Origin of the sequence: Aquabacter sp., assembly GCF_965279295.1 — a bacterium.
GTDB lineage: Bacteria > Pseudomonadota > Alphaproteobacteria > Rhizobiales > Xanthobacteraceae > Aquabacter.
The window spans coordinates 703021-719784 of record NZ_CBDIHQ010000018.1; the positions used below are offsets into that span (position 1 = coordinate 703021).

Consider the following 16764-nt stretch of genomic DNA (forward strand, 5'->3'; position numbering starts at 1 on the left):
GAGGAAAAGGTCACCCGGCGAGGCCGTACCATAACGCAGCCGCGCCCGACCTTCACCCAGACGACACTCCGCACTGGCCCCCTCCCCGATCTGAGGTGGCCGATGGTACGCAATGCGGATTGCGATCAACGCATTAATCGCCATGCAACTGTGCGACTCGCAGTCTTGGTCTCGCAGATTTAGAAATACCTATTCGGTGCACGGCTCAACGGCGCACGCTTGCCTTTCCGGCAAGACGTTGGCGTGAAGCCAAGGCTGTGCTTGATGTTACAAATTGGTCCTCATCTGCGTTTACTTTGCTGCAGGTAAATTTCGGATTTCAGATTTCAACGCCTACTGACGCGCCCAAGACTTCGCTGTTCCGCCACTGCTCCGCTTTCTATAAGGCAGCCTGTATTTCCTAAATTTAATGCATTCTAATTCGTTTGAAGTGCCTTTCCGGGCTGGAAATGGGAAATGTCGGTGATATGTTGGCGCCGCGGTGAGGAACGAAATCCCCGCACGGAGAGAGAGCCATGAAATCCTTGATTTACGGCGCCCTGTTCGCCTTGGTCGGTGCCGTCGGCATCGCCAATGCGCAGGCCCCGGCGAAGCCGGCGAATGCCGAGGAAATGAAGCCGGCGAACTGGCTGTTCGTTCAGGTTGCGGATTCGGTGACTGTGGATGAGAAGACCATCACGCTGAAGGGCATTGCCCCGCAGACGCTGATGTTCTCGGATCGCCCTGAGCGCATGACCGGCGATGCCCCGACCCCGGGCTTCGTGAAGTTCTGGACCGACGGCAAGAGCGACTTCGAGAAGGACCCGCCGAACGCCACGCTCGCGGTGACCGTGGATGGCAAGCCGACGACCGCTGTCGTCGAACTGACCAACCCGGTGCTGACCGGCGACACGCTGGTCTATAACTACAAGGTGCTCGGCGGCGACCAGCCCAAGAGCGGCACCAACGCCAGCCTGTTCATCGACTGGTGGTACGGCCCGGGTTACGGCCCGCGTTGGGGCTGGGGCGGTGGCTATTGCTGGCGCGGTCCCTACGGCGGCCTGCACTGCCGTCCGGGCTGGTGATCCAAGTTCGTCTCTTATGAGTAAAAAGCCTCGCCCGGCACCGCTGGGCGAGGTTTTCTTTTAGGGTCGACCTCGCCGATAGATGCGGGCCGGAAATCCCCGCTCAGTCGTCGTCTTCCAGGCTGAATCTCTTCACCTGCTCGTCATAACTGAAGGTCTCGCCATAGCGGCCCCAGTTTGTGACGGCGCGCAGGCAATCCCGCGCGAAATCCTCCGACATATGGTCTTCGAGCTCGTCGGCGAAGCGCGACCAAGGTGCCTTGTGGGTCGGGCGTTCGTCCAGCACGTGGCGGATGTGCGCCGCCAGGGGGATGTTCGCGAGCAAATGTTCCGCGAACAGCTTCTTGCGCGGCTCCACCTCGGCATCGACGAACCGCCGGCCGGCCTCTGTGATCAGGATGTCGCCGCCGGTGATGTCGGCAAACCGCAGCATCTGCAGCGCCTCCGCGATGGGGAACAGCGAATCGGCCGGCATGTGCAGGCTTTCCGCCAGTTCCGGCAGGTCGGCCTTGCCGTTGTAGGGCGGGTCCGCCAGTTCTTCGAGCAGGCCGGCGAGCACGTTGGTGGAGATCGGCGTGAGATGGGTGGTTAGCGTTACCTCGGCGTGGGGCACCGCGAGGCCGGTCAGCGGCGCGCCGGGGCCGTCGCGGTTGGTCATGCGGGCGTAGATTTCCTCCACCAATTCCCGGAAATCCGGCGCGAGACGGTTACGCGGGTGCGGGAGGGTGATGGGCATCTCGAACGCGACGCGGCCGGGATTGGACGAGAAGATCAGGACGCGGTCGCACATCAGCACCGCCTCCTCGATATTGTGGGTGACGATGAGGATCGACTTGATGGGCAATGCGCCCTCGGTCCACAGGTCGATGATGTCGGTGCGCAAGGTCTCGGCGGTCAGCACGTCCAGAGCCGAGAACGGCTCGTCCATGAGCATCAGGCGCGGGTGCACCACCAGGGCGCGGGCGAAGCCCACGCGCTGGCGCATGCCGCCGGACAATTCCTTGGGATAGGCGCTCTCGAACCCGCCGAGGCCGATCAGGTCGATGGCCTCCTCGGCCCGCTTGCGCCGCTCGTTGGCGTCGATGCCCATAGCCTCCAACCCGATCTCCACGTTCTGGCGCACCGTGAGCCAGGGAAAGAGAGCGAAGGTCTGGAACACCATGGAGATGCCCTTGCTGGGGCCATCCACCTTCTCGCCGCACCATTGGACTTCGCCGGCGAACGGCGGCGTCAGTCCGGATATGATACGCAACAGCGAGGACTTGCCGGAGCCGGAGCGACCGAGCAGGCCGACGATTTCCCCCTCCTTGATGGAGAGGGAGACATCGTCCAGCACCAGGATGCGGTTGTTGTCGCCCTTGCGATAGGACTGAACCACATGGGAGACGGACAGCAGCGGCGGCGCCACGGGGGTAGTGTTTTCGAGCATCGTGGTCTCCTCAGTCGAGGCGCAGCCGGCGCGCCGCGAACGTGAACATCGGGCGCCAGAGGGTGCGGTTGAAGGCAATGACGTAAAGCGACATGATGGCGATCCCGAGCGTGATGCGGGGATAGTCCGCCGCCGTCGTCGCATCGGCGATATAGGCGCCGAGCCCTTCCGCCCGCAGTGTCGTGTTACCCCAACTCGCCACCTCCGCGACGATGCTGGCGTTCCAGGAGCCGCCGCTCGCGGTCAGCGCGCCAGTGACATAGTAGGGGAAGATGCCCGGCAGGATCACCTTGGTCCACCAGTGCCACCCCTTGATGTGGAAGGACGCGGCCGCCTCCTTCATGTCGTTGGGAAAGGCGCTCGCCCCGGCAATGACGTTGAACAGGATGTACCACTGGGTTCCCAGGATCATCAGAGGCGAAAGCCAGATGTTGGGGTCGAGTCCGAGGCGGACGATCATCACCACCGCGAACGGGAACACGATGTTGGCCGGGAAGGCCGCGAGGAACTGCGCCAGCGGCTGAACCGCGTTCGCGATCTTCGGGTTGAGGCCAATCCAAACCCCTACCGGCACCCACACAAGTGATGCCAGGAAGATCAGCACCGCGACCCGCAGCAAAGTGAGAAAGCCGAGCCAGAGCACATGAAGCACTTCGTTCAGCGAGACCTCGGTGCCCACGAAATGCACGATCAGCCACAGGCTGTAGAGCGCGACGCCTGTGACCATCACCATCCACACCCGGTCCATGGTCTTGCTCGACCAGGCATGGTTGACGGCGCGAGGCACGGGAACCGGCAATTCCAGCGGCATGCGCGCCAGCGCCCGGCCCAGCGCCGCGAAAGGCGACAGGATGAGTTGGAACAGGTGGGCACGCTTCACCAGGTCGAGCACCCAGGAGCGCGGCGGCGGCGCGCCGGCCGACTGCTCGAAGCGGAACTTCTCGGCCCACGCCACCAGGGGACGGAACAGGATCTGATCGTAGATCAGGATGATCACCGCCATGGCGGCCACCGACCAGCCGACAGCGGAAAGGTCGCGCTGATCGATTGCGGTCGCCACATAGGCGCCGATGCCGGGAAGCGTGATGGTGGTGGAGCCGACCGTGATGGCCTCGGAGGCGACCACGAAGAACCAGCCGCCCGACATGGACATCATGGTGTTCCACACCAGCCCCGGCATGGAGAAGGGAACTTCAAGCCGCCAGAACCGCTGCCAGCCGGTGAGTCGAAAGCTCTCGGAGACCTCCTCGAGATCGCGCGGCAGCGTCTTCAGCGACTGATAGAAGCTGAAGGTCATGTTCCAGGCTTGGCTGGTGAAGATCGCGAACACCGCCGCGAACTCCACGCCCAGGACCTTGCCGGGGAACAGGCCCATGAAGAACAGCACGGTGAAGGAGAGAAAGCCCAGCACCGGCACCGACTGGAGAATGTCGAGGATCGGGATCAGCACCATCTCGGCGCGCCGGCTCTTGGCCGCGATGGCGCCATAGATGAAGGTGAAGATCAGCGAAGCGATAATGGCCGCGAGCATCCGCAGCGTGGTTCGCACCGAATATTCGGGGAGTGAGGAAGGATCCAGCGAGATCGGCGTCTGCTGCATCTGGCTGATGGGGATCAGCGTTTCCTCGGTGCCGTGGGTGAACAGCGCGAGGAGGCCGAAAACCATGGCGAAGGCGAAGATGTCGAAAGCAGTGAGAAAGCGCCGGCGGACCGGGTTGGCGGAGTTTCCGACGGCTGGCTGAAACAGCATGAAGCAGGTCCGCTGAGAGGTACCGGGCAAGGTGATGCGTTCATGGGCAGTACAGCGCGTCTATGACAAAAAGACTACGTTGGAATGCTCCCATTCCGGCCTTACACCTCCTTTCCGCGAGCGCGAAACACCGCATGACCTGCCCGAGCGTCAAAGCGCCACATCCAACAGCGCCAAAACCGCGCCTTTCATGAAACCATGAGCCGTCCGCACGACCATATCGTCGAGATTACCCCTGAGGTGCTGCTGAAGGCCTATGCCTGCGGCATCTTCCCCATGGCTGAAAGCGCGGAGGACCCTGGCCTCTATTGGATCGAACCGGAGCGGCGCGGCATCATCCCGCTGGATGACTTCCATGTGCCTACGCGCCTCGCCCGCACGGTGCGCTCCGACCGATTCGAGATCCGCATCGACAGCGACTTTGAAGGGGTGATCGCCGGCTGTGCGCTCTCCCAGCCGGGGCGTGAGAAAACCTGGATCAATCCGCGCATTCGCACCCTCTACGGCCAATTGTTCGCGCGCGGGCGCTGCCACACCGTGGAGGCTTGGCTAGAAGGGCGGATGGTGGGTGGCCTCTATGGTGTGAAGCTCGGCGGCGCGTTCTTCGGCGAGAGCATGTTCCACACCGAGCGCGATGCCTCAAAGGTGGCGCTGGTGCATCTGGTGGCGCGGCTCAAGGCCGGCGGCTTCCAGCTTCTCGACACGCAGTTCGTCACCTCTCACCTCCAGGGCTTTGGTGCCACGGAGGTGACGCGGCGCCAATATCACCGTCTGCTGGAGCAGGCGCTGGCGGTGGAAGCTGATTTCTACTTCTGGCCCGCCGGCTTCGCGGTGCCGGGCGGCGTCGCCTTGCAGTCGGTCAGCCAGACGTCGAAGATCGGGTGCTCGACGCCGTGAAGGCCGGGGCTTGAGGCAAACATCCAGCCGGTGAAGATGCGCTTGGCCTCACCCTTGAGGGTGATCTCGTTCACTTCCGTGAAGCTGACGGTGTTGGTGGGCTCGGTGGGCGGGCGCGTGTAGCAGGCGCGCGGCGTCACCTGGAGCGCGCCGAACTGCACCGTCTCGCCCATACCCACCTCGAATGAGGTGATGCGGCCGGTGATCTTGTCGAGCCCGGCATACACGGCGGTGGGGTTCACCACCTTCTCGGGGGGCGGCTGCACGATCACCATGTCGTCGGCGGCCGCTCCCGCAGGCGAAGGCGTGCCGGCGGCCGGAGGCGTGGCGATGGTCGGGCCGGGAAACGCATCACGGGCACCGGGGCGCGGCGCGCCCGGCGGCGGGCGTTGGGGCGCGCTCCCCGCCGGCGGCGGAGCGACCTGGCCTGGAATATTGCTGGGAGGAACCATCTGCGTGCCGGGCGGCGGGGCCAGCGGCGCGGACTGGATGGGCGCGTTGTATTGCGCGCGCGCGGGTCCCGCAGCGAACACCGCCAGGGAGAGCATGGCTGAAATCAGGAAAGGCGCGGAGCGAAACTTCGCCATGAGAAACTTCGCCATGAAGGGAGGCACCTGAAAGCTGCATGGCCGGACTGCGCCGTGGCGCAACGGCGCCGGATCAGCCCCGTACGGCCCGTTAACACCCGCATTGCGGCCTCGCGAGGGCAGGAAGGTGCGAGGCGGCAAACAGGATCTCGGGGAAATGAGGAAAAGCGAGACCGGGCTATTCGCCCGGCGTCCACGCCTTGTAGTCGCCGGTGACGCGCGGCCGGGCGCGGCCGGCGAGCACGGAGCCCTTGGGCCGGTAGGCGAGCGGCGAGCCGGTATAATTGCGCCGGTGCGGCTTCTGCCATTCACGCGGCGTGTAAGCGTCTTCGGTCGGCGGGGTGTCTGTGCGGTGGTGCATCCAGCCATACCAGCCCGGCGGGATCGTGCTGGCTTCGGCATAGCCGGGATAAAGCACCCAGCGGCGCTCGAACCCGAGGAGCGGATCGATCTCGCCGTTGCGGGTGCGGAAATAACGGTTGCCGAACTCGTCTTCGCCCACCAATTCGCCGTAGCGACGAGTCCACAGCAGGGTGCCGGGCGTCGCCTTCCGCCACCAGGCGAAGATGTAAAGCAGCAGCTCTTTCACGGGATTCCGCCTCGCTCGATCTTGCCGGACCATGCCACCACGCCTGCGCGGTGTCCACCGCCCCTGCCCCGCCACCGATCGCCGCGCCCAAATCTCAAGGAGAGAATAGCGTCATCACGTAGACCATGAACAATACCAGGTGCACGAGCCCGGTCAGCGCGTTCGTGCGACCAGTGCCGAAGCTGACGATGGACAGAAGCAGCGCCAGCAAAAGCTGTATTCGGTCGCCCGGGTCCAGCCGCAGCGCCACCTGTTTGTCGATGAGAAAGCCGATGGCAACCATGGCCGGCATGGTCAGGCCGATTGTGGCGAGCGCGGAGCCGAGCGCGGTGTTCAAGGCGCGCTGGAGCTGGTTGCGTCGCGCCGACTTCACCGCCGTGATGGTTTCCGGCAGCAGAAGCATCCCCACCACCACCGCGCCGATCACCGCGTCCGGGTCGCTCAGGTTGATCTGCGCCAGCAGGAGTTCCACGCCAGCCGCCACCGGGGTCGACAGGGACACGACGCCGGCCAGACTGAGAAGCAGGAACACCGCCGCGAGAAGCGTCTGGCGGCCGGTCGGGCGATGCGCCTCCGCCTCGTCGCGCTCCTGGAAATGGTCCTTGTGGCGGACGGTCTGCATGAACAGGAAGGAACCGTACAGAAGCACCACCGCGATCATGATGATCGTGACATCCAACGTGGCCGGTGCGCCTTTGAGGCCGCCCCATGTCTGGTCGGGCAAGATCAGGGCGAGGACGGAAATCGCGATGATGACCGAGAGATAGCCGGTGACACCCTGCTGGCGGATCTCCTGCTCGCGGTGGCGCAATCCCCCCACCAGCAGGCAGATGCCCACCACCCCTGTGAGCACGAACATAACGGTGGAAAGCACCGCCTCGCGCGCGAGCGTCGGATTATTGGCGCCGTGCAGCATCAAAGAGGCCAGCACCGACACCTCGATGATCGTCACGGAGAAGGTGAGAACGAGGGTGCCGTAGGGCTGGCCGAGCCGTGCCGAGATGCGCTCCGCGTGCTGGACGGCGGAAAACGACGAGCCCAGTAGCAGAGCGGTAGCGAAGATCGCCGAGGCGTCCGTGAGCAGAAGCCGCATCGAAGGACCCAGAACGGCGAAGATCAGCGCCGAAATGGGGATGATGTAGGCGTAGCGGGCCGTGGGCATGGGCCGGTCTTTCTTCTGCCTCAGGGTTTCAGCGAAAAGCCCTGCGCCTTACGTTCCGCGAGCAGGCCAAGATAGCACGCAGCCAAGCTTGCGCCCGCCAAGGCCGTGATTTCGGCATGATCATAGGGCGGGGAGACCTCCACCAGGTCAAAGCCCTTCAGGTTCAGTCCGCCGAGCTGACGCAGGCACGAGATGGCCTCTCGCGTCATCAGCCCGCCGCACACCGGCGTGCCGGTGCCGGGCGCGAAGGCCGGGTCCAGGGCGTCGATGTCGAAGGTGACATAGACCGGGGCATCCCCGACCCGCTGCACGATATGCTGCGCCAGCGCCTTCGGCCCCATCTCGCCGGCGGTGAAGCCGTGGACCACGTCGATGCCATAGGTCTCGGGCGCATGGGTACGGATGCCCACCTGCACCGAGTTCTCGACCCGGATCAGCCCATCCTTCACCGCGCGGGTAATCATGGTGCCGTGGTCGACCCGGGTGCCGTCGTCATCCCAGGTGTCCTGGTGCGCATCGAACTGCACGATGGCCACCGGCTCGCCGATGCGGTCCACCAGCGCCCGCAGCATGGGATAGGTGAGGAAATGGTCGCCGCCGAGCGTTACCAGATGGCTGCCGCGCGCGTAATGCACCTTGGCCTGGGCCTCGATGGCGCCGGGGATCGTGTGGGGCAGCCCGTAATCGAAGACACAATCGCCGGCATCCGCCACGTCCATGGCCGCGAACGGATCGGCGTTGAACGGGTAAAATGGGTCGCCGTCCATGATCGCGGAGGCGGTGCGGAGGCCGCGCGGGCCAAAGCGGGTGCCGGGCCGGTTCGATACGGTGACATCCAGCGGAATGCCCCACACCACCACTTCCGCGCCGCCGCCATCCCTGGCGTAGCGCCGGCGCAGGAACGAGGCCGCGCCCGAATAATTCGGCTCGGTGGACTGACCAAAACGGAACGAAGGGTCGAGGGCCCGATCGACCGGGCGGGAAGAAAGGTGATCGCCGCTCATGGGAACCTCATAGGGGAAAAGTGCAAGAGCAGCGCCCGTGCGGCAGGATCAGATGGCGTATTCGCCGACCTGATGGGCGCGGGGCGGGCGGCAGTCCACCGCCCCACCGGCGGAGGGAAATAGCCGCGACCGGTCCAGACGCACTGAAACCTTAGTCCCATTGGGCACCCGCGCGGACGGCGCCACGGTCGCTTCGACGCGTCCGCCGCCCACATCCAGTTCCAGAAGACGAGTGGCCCCATGGCGGCGGAAGCCCAGCACCGTCCCTTCCGCGCCCGGCGTTCCGGCCATGGAGACGGTGACATCGTGCGGCCGCACGAACAGGAGGCCGGGCCCGTCGGGCACCGGCTCCGTGGCGGCGGCGACCAGATCACCCCCCACACGGGCGAGGCCATCGCTCACTTCCACCGACATCCGGCTCGACTCGCCCATAAAGCCGAACACGTCGGCCGATGCGGGGCGATCATAGACATCGTCCGGCGTGCCCACCTGCTCCACCTGCCCGCGCGCCATGACCACGACGCGGTCGGCCAGTTCCAGCGCCTCCTCCTGGTCGTGGGTCACGAACAAGGTGGTGTGTCCGGTCTGCTCATGGAGATGGCGCAGCCAGGCGCGCAATTCCTTGCGCACCAGCGCATCCAGCGCGCCGAACGGCTCGTCCAGCAGCAGCACCTTGGGCTCGATCGCCAGCGCCCGCGCCAACGCCACCCGCTGGCGCTGGCCGCCGGAAAGCTGGGCGGGAAAGCGCCGGCCATACCCCTCGAGCTGGATCAAGCCGAGAAGGTTCTCCACCTTGGCGCGAATCTCTGCCTCCGATGGCCGGGTCGCGCGTGGGCGCGCGCGCAGCCCGTAAGCAATATTGTCCGCCACGGTCATATGGCGGAACAGGGCGTAGTTCTGGAACACGAAGCCGATGCCGCGATGGCGCACGGGCACGGTGGAGGCGTCCGCCCCATCGAGCAGGACGCGGCCGGAATCCAGGCTCTCCAGCCCGGCGACCACCCGCAACAGCGTGGTCTTTCCCGAACCGGACGGCCCCAGCAGCGCCACCAGTTCGCCCGGCTGCACGTCAAGCGAAATTCCGGCCAGCGCCCGGTGGGGGCCGAACGTCTTGATGGCGTTTTCGATCGCGACTGCGGCGGTCATGTGCGGGTCCGGGGCCGATAAGATCTTGGGCTTATGCCATGATGCGCGGCCGCGCGAAACGCCAAGCGGTGTGGACTATCTCGGAACCAGCCGCCCCGAGAACACCGTCTCGCCCGTGGGCGAGGCCGCATCCGCCCCTTCGGGCTCCAAGGTCAGGATCAAGGTCGCCTCCGACAGTGCGGCGCGCCCGAGCGGTGCGAACTCGCGGGTCTGGACCCGGCCCGCCTCCCGGAAGGCGCCGATGCGGCGGGTTCCGAGGGTTGGAGAGGACACCCACAGATTATAACGCATGCCGTCGGGCGCAGCCTCCGGCACCTGAAGCACGGAGACGATCCCGGCCGCCGGCTCCACGGTCAGCGCGACGCCTGCCGCCGGCTGGGGATGCAGAACGGCAAAGAAGCCAAGCGGAACCGGGCGCTTGGTTTCGCGATAGGCAACCACGATCCCACCCGCCAGAAGCGCGAGCGCCAGCAGACCGCTGGCGATCCGCCAGGGATTGCGGTGCGGCTCCTCATCGACGATGGGCGCGACGATGGGAGGTGCGGGGGTGATAAGACGCGGGGGCGGCGGCTTCTCCGGCTCGGGAGCGGGGACCGCCTCTTCCTCCAGCGCAGCGACGCGCACGACCGTCTCCTCCGGCGGCACGACCGAGGCTTCGGGTTCAGCCGGCGGGGCCTCCGGTTCGGGTTCTCCGACGGAGGGCAACTCTATGGTTTCTCCCGCCTGCGATTCTCCAGCGGCGGGCTCTGAAGGAGGCAAACCGGCCGCAAACCCGTCCGGCGTCGAGAGCAGTACCGCTTCGTCGATCACGGCATCATCGGCCGAATGAACCGCCGGCGGCTCCGGCCGCTCGTCCTCGATCGGCGCGAAGGCATCTGTCGATATATCTTCAGGCACATCGAGCGGCGCGCTGTCCGCTTGCCCATCTTCCGGCTGGGTGCCGGCGGGCGTGCTCACGTCCTCCGGGAGGGGGGCCAGAGGCTCAGTGAGAGCCGGCGCATCGGGCTCAGGTTTATCAAATACGGGCGAATCTAACGTGGACGCGTCGTCCAGGACTGCCGGGGATGGGTCCGCATTCTCGGCCGTTTCCTCCAAAGGAGGTTCGGCGGGCGTCTCCTCCGCGACGGGTTCGACCGGCAGCGCCGCCAGGATTTCGTTCCAAAGCGTCACCGGTGCGGGCGCGGTGACGGCAAGTTCGTGCAGCGGGGCGAAACGCATTTCCCACATGCGCACCAGCGCCCCGAAGGCAGGATCATCGGCGATTCGTGCCCGCAGGGCCGTGCGCTCGGCGGCATCGAGCGTGCCGAGAACATATTCGGCCGCGATGCGGCGATCTTCCTCGACGGATGTCATGGCGAGAGACACAGGTCGAGTTCACCGATGCTCCGCCACATCCAGGTGTTCACTGCATGGGATGGCGCGTCGCAATAAAGAGAGAGGCTGTCGCGGCTCCACCCGTCGTAATAGGCGTGGAGCACCATGCGCCGACGCTCCTCGGGCAGTCGCCCAAGGCAGGCCAGCAAGAGTTCCAGGTCTGGGCTGCGCTCCGGGCGGGCCAGCGGATCTTCCACCTCGCCGTCCACCTCGAAGGGTTCGAGCGAAAGGCCGCTCTCGGGAAGATCCCGCACGGTGTCGAGGGCGGAGGTACGGACGCGGGCGACCATTACCGCTAGGGGATCGTGCATTTCTGCGACCTGACCTGCATCGCTCCAAAGCGCGACGAAGTGGTCCCGCAGAACCGCCGTCGCCAATTCCTCCCGCCGCAGGATGCGCAGAGCAACACCATAAAGACGCGGCACGGTAATCCGATAAAGCTCGGCAAACGCCGTCCGGTCTCCGCTTGAAGCGGAGGTGAGGAGATCCCTTATCGTATCTGGACTGCTCACGCGCGACCCGGTCCGGCAACGATACAGCCTGTTCAAGCAGCGCATTAGCGCACTGCTTGAACATTAAGACCCACCGTCAACCAATTGAGATAAAACAATATTTTAAATTGTATTAAAGTGATTTATAGGTTGGCGCACCATCGCAGCGAAGCGTAGAACGACACGCGAAAACCTCCGCCTGCCGCCTCACGTATGCAGTTCGCGCTATCGCATTGAATTTATTATGTTTGCGGAAGCAGACAAAGTCGAGACATCGACCGCACCGCAACCAAAGCGCGAACCTCTAGAGGCGCGCAGGCTCGCCCTGCCGCCAGGCAGCGCGTCGCTCGATGGCTTCGCTTTCCGCTACGCGCTCACGCTCCCCCGCTGACTCCGCGAGATGGAGCTGCGCCTCTGCGTCCGCGAAAGCCGCGAAGGCCTCATCGCGCTGCGTTCGCAGATCCTGGGCTGAACGGCTGAGGTTCTCCCGGCGCTGCCGCGCGGCGGCGGCGAGCGGAGGATAGGCAAAATGCCGGGGGTCCGAAATGCCGGACCGGGATTCTTCAGCCGAGATGTCACGCTCAAGCTCGCCCGACATGCGGTCGAATTCGGCGATCATACCGTCGATCTGCGCGAGGCGACGGCGCGCATCCTCGGTCTGGAACCGCTTGGCGCGGATCAGGGGTTCACGCGACTTCATGGAACGCAATACTCCGAAGCACACGATGTAGGACCCCGGAGGAGGTCCCTGCCCTTAGGATGACGCGGACGCGTTGCCCTTTTCTTACCGTCGCGACCCTAAGGCGAAAAAATTGCGACACAGGCCCCGTGGAAACCAATCGTTTACCCACTTCATTAATGATGCATCCATGGTTCGGACGATGCAGCGAAGGGAAAGGCGGCGGGCAAGGCCCAATGCGCTTGATCTGCGAACATCGGACGAAGCTCCCGGGGCTCGGGGGTAGTGTGGAACGTGCGGCCAAGTTAAATGCAAAAAACCTCTGTGCATGGCGTGGAATCTAGTCTTCAGCGCAATGCACAAAGTTTTTAGGCAAATGTCTTGTGCGGTAGAATCTGTTTCGGTTATCGATTCACCATTCGTAGCGCGAATCACACTGTGGCCTGAGCACATCTAAGGCGGCATGCCGTCTTTCGACTTGGTGCGAGGAAAGGGATTGCCATGCGCGTCTTGCTCATCGAGGACGACAGTGCGACGGCCCAAAGCATCGAGCTGATGCTGAAGTCCGAGAGCTTTAATGTTTATACAACCGATCTCGGGGAAGAGGGCATCGACCTCGGGAAGGTATATGAATACGACATCATTCTTCTCGATCTGAATCTTCCCGACATGTCCGGCTTCGAGGTTCTTCGGAACCTTCGGGTCTCGAAGGTGAAGACGCCCATCCTGATCCTCTCCGGCCTCGCCGGCACCGAGGACAAGGTGAAGGGCTTCGGCTTCGGCGCCGACGATTATCTCACAAAGCCGTTCCATAAAGACGAGATGGTGGCCCGCATTCACGCCATCGTCCGCCGCTCCAAGGGGCATGCGCAGTCGGTGATCCAGACCGCCGATCTGATCGTCAACCTGGACACCAAGACCGTCGAAGTCGAAGGCGCGCGGGTCCATCTGACCGGCAAGGAATACCAGATGCTGGAGCTGCTCTCGCTCCGCAAGGGCACCACCCTCACCAAGGAGATGTTCCTGAACCATCTCTACGGCGGCATGGACGAGCCTGAGTTGAAGATCATCGACGTGTTCATCTGCAAGCTGCGCAAGAAGCTGGCGAACGCCTCTGCCGGCAAGAATTACATTGAGACGGTGTGGGGACGCGGGTATGTGCTGCGCGAGCCCATGGCAGGCGCAGAGCGCATCGCGGTCTGAACAAGTTCATCCCAACGAAAAAGGGCCCCGCTTTCGCGGGGCCCTTTTTGTTTGCGTAAAATGACGTCGCTCACATGTCGGGGGGTGCCACGGTGTGCGGCGTGATCTTCATGACCATGTCGTTGTAGTCGAAGTCCGAACCCTGGAGCGACGAGAGATCCTCGAAGCCGAAAGTGTTGGCGCCGAAGGTGCGGATATATTCGTTCCCGCCGGTGTTGGCGTCGCCGACCACGAACAGGTCGCCCGACTGGGTCAGAAGGACCGGGGCATAAAAACCGTCTGTTCCAGCGACGGTCCAGACCGAGGTCGTGTCGAAGGCAGCACCGCCGTGCTGACCGTCTGCGGAGGTATATCCGGCATCGAGATTGGCACGCACCGCGGCCTGGAATGCCGGCGTGTCGCCATACGCGACACCGCCCACGCTGACCTCGCCGGTGGCGAAGTTGATGTCGAAATGAACGAAGCCCAAGGTGTTCGTATTGGCGGAGCTGCCGGTCGCCTGCACGTCGAAAGCTTCGCCCTGCTGAAGATAGACCAGCGGCAGGTCGTACATGCGCTGGACGTTGGCCAGCACCTCCGAATTCGACAGCGTGTTCTCGGTGACGGCGGTCATCTCCACCCCGCCGACGTTGAGGTGAACCGAGCCATCGCTCTCGTTCGTGACCTGAACCACGGGTGAGGTATCGATCACGTTCTCCCCGGACATCAGGGCGAAATGGAGCTGTTGATCAACGCCCAGATACACCATCTGATGCCCATCGATCAGCGTAGACGCACCCTGGTCGCTCTTCACCGCCCCGACATAGCCCAGAACGGCGTCTTCCAGGTTGGTCGTCGGCGCCCCGTCGCGGCCGAGCATGGTGCCGGAGGCATCGGTGGCATAGAGCATGAGCGTGGCATCGGGCGGCAGGCTGGAGGACACCGTATCGAGCGCGATCCAATTTCCGGTTGTGGTGCTGGGCCCTGGCGTCAGTTGAACCCCGGTGCCGCTGGTCGTGCTCTGAAGATGAAGGTCCGCCATGTTCACCTGGATGGTCAGCAGGCTGCTGGCGGCGGTGAGCGGATTTGAGAAGCTGGAATCGTTGAGGTCGTACTCCGTCATCGTGATGTTGTAGGTGCCATTGCCGAACTGCTGCATCACGTTGGTTTTCCACTGCCCGTCCACGTCGGCCTGGGCGGCAAGCGGTGCGAAATAATCATCGCCGGTCGTAGGCGTGATGTTGAGCAGGGCGACATTGAGCCCGTTGATTTTGTTGGTGAGGCCGGAGATCCACGACGTCGTACCGGCGTCACTGTTATCGCCGGTCCAGGCGAATGCGATCTCGCCCTGCCCCAGATTGACAATCGAGTTTGTGATCTGGTTCGACTGGCCAGCGATAGCAGTGAACGTCGAACCGTCGAGCGTGCCGGCGACCGGCGCGTTCGGCGCGCTTCCGGCATAGCTTGCGTCATTGAGCTGATACGCAAGCGAGGGATCGTATGTCGTGGTGTCGCCGTCCACGAAATTGACGGTGAACGTCAGAAGCGAATTCGGGCTGGTGTTGGCCGCTCCCGCCGCGATCGTCGCGAGACCATCTATGGCGATGTCCCCGGCCCCATCCTCGAACTGGCCGCTCGCATTGGTGTCGATGTAGAGATTGAAGGTTTTTGCCGTGGCCTCCGAGCCGACCACGATCTCATACCAGGAGGTGCCACTGACGGACGTCGGGAATTTGTCGATCAGCAGGCTGCCGGTGGGCTCGGTACCGATCGAGGTGACCTGATAGGCCCCATTGGAATAGCTGATGCTCCAATGCTGCCAGGGCGAAACCGTGTCAGAGCCAAGCTGCACCGTATTCCAGATGGGATTTCCGGAGCCGTCATAACCGGTAAGTATCTTGAAATAGATCGGTGTCTGGTCGCCCAGAACCACACCTCGGTCCAGAAAATTCAGCGTTACGGAACTCAGGCTCGTGGCAGCGTCCCACACCGGCACGGTATAACGGTTCGAGCCTCCAGGCGCCGCGATATAATTATAAATCTTCGGCGCGACATACCCAGACGGTGTCTCCCCGTCCGCATACAGCGTCAGATTGATGTTCGCGACATCATTGCTCGTGAAAGGGTCGTAGACCGATATGAGCGGGCCGCCGACGCTGTACTGGCTCATGAGGGCGTCGGAATAGCCCGAGCCGTATGAGTTGGAATTGTAGAAAAACAGTTTGGAATATTCATCCACCCTGATCGGCGTCTGCCCATCGGACAGATTGCTGCCGAATGCGTAGGTGGGGTCCCAGTTCCAATTCTTATTCAGATCGACAGTCGTGGCCTCGCTGTTGGCGGACTGCCCCGTCACCCCGTAATAGCCGGCAGTGAACCCGGTCAGGAACTGGGCGAGAACCTTGCCCCACTGGTTGTTGTCACCCGTGTTCATGTCGGCTGGATTGCCGTCGACATTGGTGTTCTTGTAGATGATGTAAGGATCGGAATCGCTCTTATCAGCGTAAATCTGGACGTTTCCGAGCGTCGAATAGATGCTGTTCTCCAGATCCGTGGGCGTGATCTTGATATAGCCCTTGATCTGGCTGTTCGCGGTTGGGCTCAGCCAGAACACGCTCTGGGCGGAATCCCACTCCAGCGTGTAACTGAAGAATCCGCCATTGTGGTAGACGCCGTTGGCGTCGGCGGCACCGTTGAAGAACCCAGCGAGTTGGACTTCAGCGGCGGCCGATCCCTGCAGGGATTGAACGTAGGTGTTCCAATCGCTTGCCGGAAAGGCCGGGTTCGGGGGCGTGAGCCCCACCGCCTGGGTCGGCGAGATGCCCATCCGGTCGATTGGGGGAGACGTTGCCAGCGGCCCTTGCGCGAACGGATACACCGTCGTGTCCGCGCTCGTCGCCGTGATCAGATTGAAGATGTCGGTGCCGCTCACGGCGTAGCCGCGCGTGTCGGTATAGGCCGTGCCGTCGGCGGTGTGGTTGGGCACGCTGAGGTCCATGGGAATGCCGAAGCCTTCCACGGAGGTCAGGTTGCCCACATCGTTCAAACCACCGGCACCGCTGAGGTTCACCTCGAAGCTGTCATATCGGAAGCTATTGGTCGCGGCCAACGTCCAACTGATGTCGCTTTCCTGCGTGATCGCGTACGCCGCCGTGCCCGGCGTGACGCTCTGGATCACAAAATAGACTTTGCCGCTCGTCAGCTCAGCCGGCAGATCCAAGGACACCGTTTCGGGTATCGGCAGTTGCCCCGGCCCCAGCGTACCGCCCGAGTAGACCTGAACCGTATCGACAACGTGGTCGTTAACGACGACGACCTGAAAATACACGCCATCTTGCGACAACTCTGTCTTCAGTGCTTGCGTGAGCGTGACATTCAGTGTCGTCATGAGGGCCCCCTGGATCGTCAAC

General features: G+C 63.5%; 14 protein-coding genes. 3 read left to right on the plus strand and 11 right to left on the minus strand.

The window, feature by feature from the left end; translation table 11 throughout:
• Window positions 1-515: 515 nt before the first annotated feature.
• Window positions 516-1064, plus strand: coding sequence for a hypothetical protein (locus tag ADADO0_RS21250; RefSeq protein WP_511307176.1), 549 nt, complete (start codon window positions 516-518; stop codon window positions 1062-1064).
• 103 nt (window positions 1065-1167) lie between these two features.
• Here ADADO0_RS21250 and ADADO0_RS21255 read toward each other — a convergent pair whose 3' ends face one another.
• Both ADADO0_RS21255 and ADADO0_RS21260 read right to left on the minus strand, forming a co-directional pair.
• Window positions 1168-2493 carry an ABC transporter ATP-binding protein gene (locus ADADO0_RS21255; RefSeq protein ID WP_511307177.1) on the minus strand — a complete coding sequence of 442 codons (1326 nt, stop codon included), beginning with the start codon at window positions 2491-2493 and terminating at the stop codon, window positions 1168-1170.
• 10 nt (window positions 2494-2503) lie between these two features.
• A complete protein-coding gene (locus tag ADADO0_RS21260) occupies window positions 2504-4243 on the minus strand; it encodes an ABC transporter permease (protein WP_511307178.1) in 1740 nt (579 codons plus the stop codon).
• A 198-nt stretch (window positions 4244-4441) separates the two neighbouring features.
• Here ADADO0_RS21260 and aat point away from each other — a divergent pair, with 198 nt between their 5' ends.
• Entirely contained in the window at window positions 4442-5140 is a 699-nt protein-coding gene (gene aat, locus ADADO0_RS21265; RefSeq protein WP_511307179.1) for a leucyl/phenylalanyl-tRNA--protein transferase, read from the plus strand.
• On the opposite strand, the gene ADADO0_RS21270 is transcribed toward aat, so the two are convergent.
• The 8 genes from ADADO0_RS21270 to ADADO0_RS21305 all read right to left on the minus strand — a co-directional run bounded on the left by ADADO0_RS21270 (window position 5050) and on the right by ADADO0_RS21305 (window position 12193).
• A complete protein-coding gene (locus ADADO0_RS21270) occupies window positions 5050-5742 on the minus strand; it encodes a DUF2155 domain-containing protein (protein ID WP_511307180.1) in 693 nt (230 codons plus the stop codon). The genes aat and ADADO0_RS21270 overlap by 91 nt on opposite strands.
• A gap of 163 nt (window positions 5743-5905) precedes the next feature.
• Entirely contained in the window at window positions 5906-6316 is a 411-nt protein-coding gene (locus ADADO0_RS21275) for an NADH:ubiquinone oxidoreductase subunit NDUFA12 (protein WP_511307181.1), read from the minus strand.
• A 94-nt stretch (window positions 6317-6410) separates the two neighbouring features.
• Window positions 6411-7478, minus strand: a complete 1068-nt coding sequence (locus ADADO0_RS21280) for a calcium:cation antiporter (protein WP_511307182.1) — start codon at window positions 7476-7478, stop codon at window positions 6411-6413.
• Window positions 7479-7498: 20 nt separating this feature from the next.
• The gene (speB, locus tag ADADO0_RS21285) at window positions 7499-8482 is read right to left on the minus strand and encodes an agmatinase (protein WP_511307183.1); all 984 of its coding nucleotides are present in this window, start codon (window positions 8480-8482) and stop codon (window positions 7499-7501) included.
• A gap of 48 nt (window positions 8483-8530) precedes the next feature.
• Window positions 8531-9628: a sulfate/molybdate ABC transporter ATP-binding protein gene (locus ADADO0_RS21290; RefSeq protein ID WP_511307184.1), complete on the minus strand. Its 1098-nt coding sequence runs from the start codon at window positions 9626-9628 to the stop codon at window positions 8531-8533.
• A 75-nt stretch (window positions 9629-9703) separates the two neighbouring features.
• Window positions 9704-10981: a hypothetical protein gene (locus ADADO0_RS21295; RefSeq protein WP_511307185.1), complete on the minus strand. Its 1278-nt coding sequence runs from the start codon at window positions 10979-10981 to the stop codon at window positions 9704-9706.
• On the minus strand, window positions 10978-11514 hold the full coding sequence (locus tag ADADO0_RS21300; protein ID WP_511307186.1) for a sigma factor-like helix-turn-helix DNA-binding protein: 537 nt from the start codon (window positions 11512-11514) through the stop codon (window positions 10978-10980). Before ADADO0_RS21300 ends, ADADO0_RS21295 begins: the two co-directional genes overlap by 4 nt.
• Window positions 11515-11797: 283 nt before the next feature.
• Window positions 11798-12193, minus strand: a complete 396-nt coding sequence (locus tag ADADO0_RS21305; RefSeq protein WP_511307187.1) for a flagellar export protein FliJ — start codon at window positions 12191-12193, stop codon at window positions 11798-11800.
• A gap of 480 nt (window positions 12194-12673) precedes the next feature.
• Here ADADO0_RS21305 and ctrA point away from each other — a divergent pair, with 480 nt between their 5' ends.
• Window positions 12674-13375 carry a response regulator transcription factor CtrA gene (gene ctrA / locus ADADO0_RS21310; protein WP_511307188.1) on the plus strand — a complete coding sequence of 234 codons (702 nt, stop codon included), beginning with the start codon at window positions 12674-12676 and terminating at the stop codon, window positions 13373-13375.
• A 70-nt stretch (window positions 13376-13445) separates the two neighbouring features.
• Here the strand turns inward: ctrA and ADADO0_RS21315 are convergent, their stop codons facing one another.
• Complete coding sequence (locus ADADO0_RS21315; protein ID WP_511307189.1) at window positions 13446-16742, minus strand: hypothetical protein; 3297 nt, start codon at window positions 16740-16742, stop codon at window positions 13446-13448.
• Window positions 16743-16764 lie beyond the last annotated feature (22 nt).

Excerpts from the sequence above, each read along its gene's own strand:
- ADADO0_RS21290 (WP_511307184.1), bottom strand. The coding sequence starts at position 9,628 with ATGACCGCCGCAGTCGCGATCGAAAACGCCATCAAGACGTTCGGCCCC.
- ADADO0_RS21280 (WP_511307182.1), bottom strand. The coding sequence starts at position 7,478 with ATGCCCACGGCCCGCTACGCCTACATCATCCCCATTTCGGCGCTGATC.
- speB (WP_511307183.1), bottom strand. The coding sequence starts at position 8,482 with ATGAGCGGCGATCACCTTTCTTCCCGCCCGGTCGATCGGGCCCTCGAC.
- ADADO0_RS21250 (WP_511307176.1), top strand. The coding sequence starts at position 516 with ATGAAATCCTTGATTTACGGCGCCCTGTTCGCCTTGGTCGGTGCCGTC.
- ctrA (WP_511307188.1), top strand. The coding sequence starts at position 12,674 with ATGCGCGTCTTGCTCATCGAGGACGACAGTGCGACGGCCCAAAGCATC.
- ADADO0_RS21305 (WP_511307187.1), bottom strand. The coding sequence starts at position 12,193 with ATGAAGTCGCGTGAACCCCTGATCCGCGCCAAGCGGTTCCAGACCGAG.
- ADADO0_RS21255 (WP_511307177.1), bottom strand. The coding sequence starts at position 2,493 with ATGCTCGAAAACACTACCCCCGTGGCGCCGCCGCTGCTGTCCGTCTCC.
- ADADO0_RS21315 (WP_511307189.1), bottom strand. The coding sequence starts at position 16,742 with ATGACGACACTGAATGTCACGCTCACGCAAGCACTGAAGACAGAGTTG.
- aat (WP_511307179.1), top strand. The coding sequence starts at position 4,442 with ATGAGCCGTCCGCACGACCATATCGTCGAGATTACCCCTGAGGTGCTG.
- ADADO0_RS21270 (WP_511307180.1), bottom strand. The coding sequence starts at position 5,742 with ATGGCGAAGTTTCTCATGGCGAAGTTTCGCTCCGCGCCTTTCCTGATT.
- ADADO0_RS21260 (WP_511307178.1), bottom strand. The coding sequence starts at position 4,243 with ATGCTGTTTCAGCCAGCCGTCGGAAACTCCGCCAACCCGGTCCGCCGG.
- ADADO0_RS21295 (WP_511307185.1), bottom strand. The coding sequence starts at position 10,981 with ATGACATCCGTCGAGGAAGATCGCCGCATCGCGGCCGAATATGTTCTC.